Annotated in this window: 2 protein-coding genes; one reads left to right on the forward strand and one right to left on the reverse strand. The window is 47.8% G+C overall.

Annotation, left to right across the window (positions count from 1 at the left end; all coding sequences use genetic code 11):
- Positions 1–215: 215 nt before the first annotated feature.
- Positions 216–2,906 (reverse strand): DUF2339 domain-containing protein, encoded by a 2,691-nt coding sequence (locus AND4_RS18330; RefSeq protein WP_043991893.1) that lies wholly within the window; start codon positions 2,904–2,906, stop codon positions 216–218.
- Between the two features lie 238 nt (positions 2,907–3,144).
- Here AND4_RS18330 and AND4_RS18335 point away from each other — a divergent pair.
- Positions 3,145–4,159 (forward strand): sodium:proton antiporter (locus tag AND4_RS18335; protein WP_009844480.1); only part of this gene is annotated, 1,015 nt, incomplete at its 3' end.

Raw genomic sequence — 4,159 nt, forward strand, 5'->3', positions numbered from 1 at the left:
TCGACATTCCAAGCGCTGAATGCGCAAGCGAATGTTCGTCGTCATACGGTTGTGGCGCTGTTGAAATAATTCTTTAGTTGAAATAGACCTCAGTTGAAATAGCGCGTTAAGAACACTCCAAGATTCCCTTCTCTATTCATCAGTGGTTGCGTAACCCAGAAAAGAGTTGGGAATCACCTTTCTTATCTTGAACTTTATTCCGCTTGCTCGACCGGCTATGCGACCGAGCGGTGGAGTTTTTGGAATAACCATCCTAATCCAATCAGTGATGCACCTAGGCCCAAGAAGCTGATCGCACGCCAGAAGCCATCCAGTGAGCGAACATCCCACAAGAACACCTTAAGTGCGACGCACGCCAACACGGCCAAACCAATGCGTTGAATCGTCATTGCTTTGCGTGTTGCGCCAGCCCATGTCAGTAAGCCGCCGACCATCAAACCAGCAATCGAGTAAGTAAACAGCTCTGCCATGCCAGTTGGCTGGGCGAGTGTCATAGAGATGGGCTGCCAGAATTGTCGAATTGACATGCCTAGCCAAATTGCGGCCAAGATAAGGCCAAAGCTTGCGACGATCTGGCGTGGTATTCGCAGTGTATTCCAGCGTTGGTAAGTGGTGACTAGCAATATACCCGCTGGCAGCAGCCAACCGAGCGATAGCATGTTGAATACAGGCATGGCATCAGCGGAAACATTATTGACCATCAAGGGTGACTCAAGGCTATTGAGCAACATCATTAGCACAACAAAAGCGGCCCAAAGTAGATAGCTGTAGGTTTGATAAACGCGCGTTAACTGCTGCGCAAACTGGCTGCGATAGCTGTAAACCAAACCCAGAACTAATACTTGGCTTGCAAAAACAATCGCAGATGTGAAATCGACGTAACCAAGGTAGCCGTATTGTCCTGTCAGCCAATAGTTGGTTTGAGTGAACATTGCCATCGAGAAAATGTGTAAGAAGGCGCCTTCAAACCAATTGGCGAGTTCTGTATTTGTGCGATGCAACACAGTGCGAGCGTAGATAAGTATCGCCAAAGAAGGCAGGTAACTGATTAACACCCAAGCCCAGTATCCAGCATTAGCAGGTTGCCACTCAGGAATAAAGGGTAATAAGGTCAGGCGAACCACCAAGATGCCCATCGCGACTTTGACTGCCCAATTTGCCGGACGGAACAGATTGAATTGAGTTTGCAGTGCCATGACCGCTACTTGAATCGAAATGGCCGTGGTGAGCCAAGTGCCATTCAGCCAGACAAGAGCGGTTCCGGCGATGATGGCATGCATAATGGCCGAGCACTCCACCGCAAGTGCTCTGAATCTCAGCCCGACCATGGCGTAGTAAATCGCAACCGCCATCGTGAAGATCGTCCAACCTAAAGCGTGAACAGGCATAAATTCAGATATATAGAGTAGGGTAATTAAGGTCATCGTTGGGGCGAGTACAAGGAAGAGAGTGCTTGTAAGTGTTGCGCGATCACCGGAAAGTAATTGATATAAGGTTCTCATTGCGATCAACGCAATACTGATACCGAGCACGACCAGTACCAGAGTTTTCTCTTCGGCTACATAGGTGGATTCAAGAGCAAAAGAAAGCAGCATGATCGCGATGGAAGGCACCAAAATAGACGGTAAGTAGATTCTTAACGACCAAGCATTACGAACGGCAGGCAGCCAAATCATGGCAACAAAGAACGCATAGAGGTAAAGCATCTCAATTTGATCGAAGCTAGGCATGCGAGCTAATGCTGATAGCACTAATAAGCCGATCGCCAGCGCGATGCCTGTCGGAGGATGTGTCCATTTTCCTTGGCAATGACGATAACGTGGCATGAGCCCCCACCCCATTCTTGGTACTGCAAACAGCAAGTACAAACTGAGTGAGAGGAAGATCGTAAGCCATGAGAAGATTTGTTCTATCGGCATGCTCTCAATCATCAATAACATCCACAAAATATGCGCTGTGGTTGTCGATGGTGTGATCCAAGCGTGTCGGCTCTTTTGCATTAATAGAAGAGCAGCTAACGTAATTGAAGTGATATAACTGGCGAGCAAGTAATAGTTGGGCTCTGTGCCGCTAATCCACAGGGGAGCAGAGTAACCACCGATCAAACCAAGCACGGTCATTAAAGGACCTTGGCGTAGGGATAGGGCTAAGCTACTGAATGCTCCGCCAGCCAAAACCAACAGTGATGCGCTTGGCGATAAGAGTTGATAGAAGACAAACGCAAAGATCACCGTGCAGTAGATGCCGGTTAAGCCCGTTCCTGTGATGGCAGCAGGGACGTAAGTAAAGCCTTTTGCGCGTTCAGCGCGTTGTGGATTTTTTTGTTCGCGGCGGTGGAAATATTCTCCTGCCAATGTGGTCGCAAGTGAGATTGTCAATGCGATGGTCACACGCATGATAGGTGAAAACTCGATGTGACTGCCAATCACTTGTACGAGATAACCGCCACCAATCAACATCGCGAGTGCGCCAACCCAAACTAGCCAATTTTCTTGGACGTTGGTCAACAGTTTATTGGCGTGTTTTGTGAACGTGGCGTTATCACCTTGCGCCAGACGAGCAATATGCATGTCATCGTTTGAGGGGGTGTTTGCTTCAACCATTGACAGTGGCGCTTTCTTTGCTGCTAGCGTTGCCATTTCTTTCTCAGGTTCGAGCGCTGTTGCATAGGATTGTGAAGCGCTCTCTGGTGGTGCTGGATCTGGTCTTGATGTATGTAGTTCGGGGGCTCTTTTCTGGGATGCGTCAGCGTCTCTTTTAAACCAATGCGCGTGGAGTTGTGCCAATTCTTGATGAAGCAGAGACACTTCTTCTTCGAGCCTCGATATACGCCTCACGGCCTTTAATGTGATGAATATGGCGCAGATTGCCAAGGTAACCGCCAATGAGATAAACAACTGCTTCACTCCTTCTTCTATTCGAGCATTGCTAATTTTTGACTATTTTGCCACTGAACCACTTCGCCAAGTCTAGTCCACAGTGTGGTAAACAAACGGGTTATACAACATTGAAAAAGAAATTTATGAGAAAGTCGCATATTTGAATGAAAACTGGCGGAGGATTCACACTAAACTAGTCTTTTTATAGCGTTAATCGGTTTTGGATGACAGCTCACCAGAACAATAACAAATTAGGTGATAATAAATGCAAGTAGGCAACGAAGCGCTGGTGCTATCGGCGGTTGGAGTAATCGGGTTAGGTTGTCAGTGGTTAGCATGGCGAATGCGCTTACCAGCCATTCTGTTCTTGTTGCTAGCGGGGATTATTGTTGGCCCGATTTTACAATGGCTAAATCCAGATGACATTCTCGGAGATTTACTTTTTCCTTTAGTTTCTCTCGCGGTGGCGGTGATTTTATTTGAGGGCAGTTTAACCCTGAATTTCAAAGAGATTCGTGGTGTCAGTGGCTCCGTTTGGAGCATCGTGTCTTTCGGTGCGATTATTTCTTGGGTGACAACCAGTGTCGCGACACACTATTTCCTTGATTTCTCGTGGGAACTCTCGATTTTGTTTGCCAGCTTAACCGTGGTAACGGGGCCAACGGTGATCGTGCCATTGCTGAGAACGGTGCGTCCAACTTCAAAACTCGCCAATATTCTGCGTTGGGAAGGGATACTTATTGATCCATTGGGTGCACTGTTTGCCGTAATGGTTTATGAGTTTATTGTCTCCCACAGTGCGGTGAATAGCGCAGAAGTGTTCGCGACCATTATTGCGGTGGGTTTGATTATTGGTGCTACTTCTGGTGCCGTGATGGCAAGTGTGATCCGCAGAGCTTGGCTGCCGGAGTATCTTCAGCCTTTTGGCGTCTTAATGGTGGTACTTGGTGTGTTCTCCATTTCTAACCAAATAGAGTCGGAAGCAGGCTTACTCACCGTTACCGTCATGGGGATGTGGCTAGCCAATGCGAAGGGCATCAACATCCAGCAGATTCTGCACTTCAAAGAACACTTAACCATATTGTTGATCACCGGATTGTTTATTTTCTTGGCTGCGCGAATCAGTCTGGATGATTTCGCGGCGCTTGGTAGTGGTGCCGCGCTGCTGTTTGTTTTCATGCAGTTAGTGTCGCGCCCGCTTTCGATTTTTGTGTCAACAGTTCGCAGTCAGTTAACCTTCAAAGATAAGCTTTTCCTCTCTTGGGTTGCGCCACGCGGTA

The sequence above is a fragment of the Vibrio sp. AND4 genome (assembly GCF_000171815.1).
Taxonomy (GTDB): Bacteria; Pseudomonadota; Gammaproteobacteria; order Enterobacterales; family Vibrionaceae; genus Vibrio.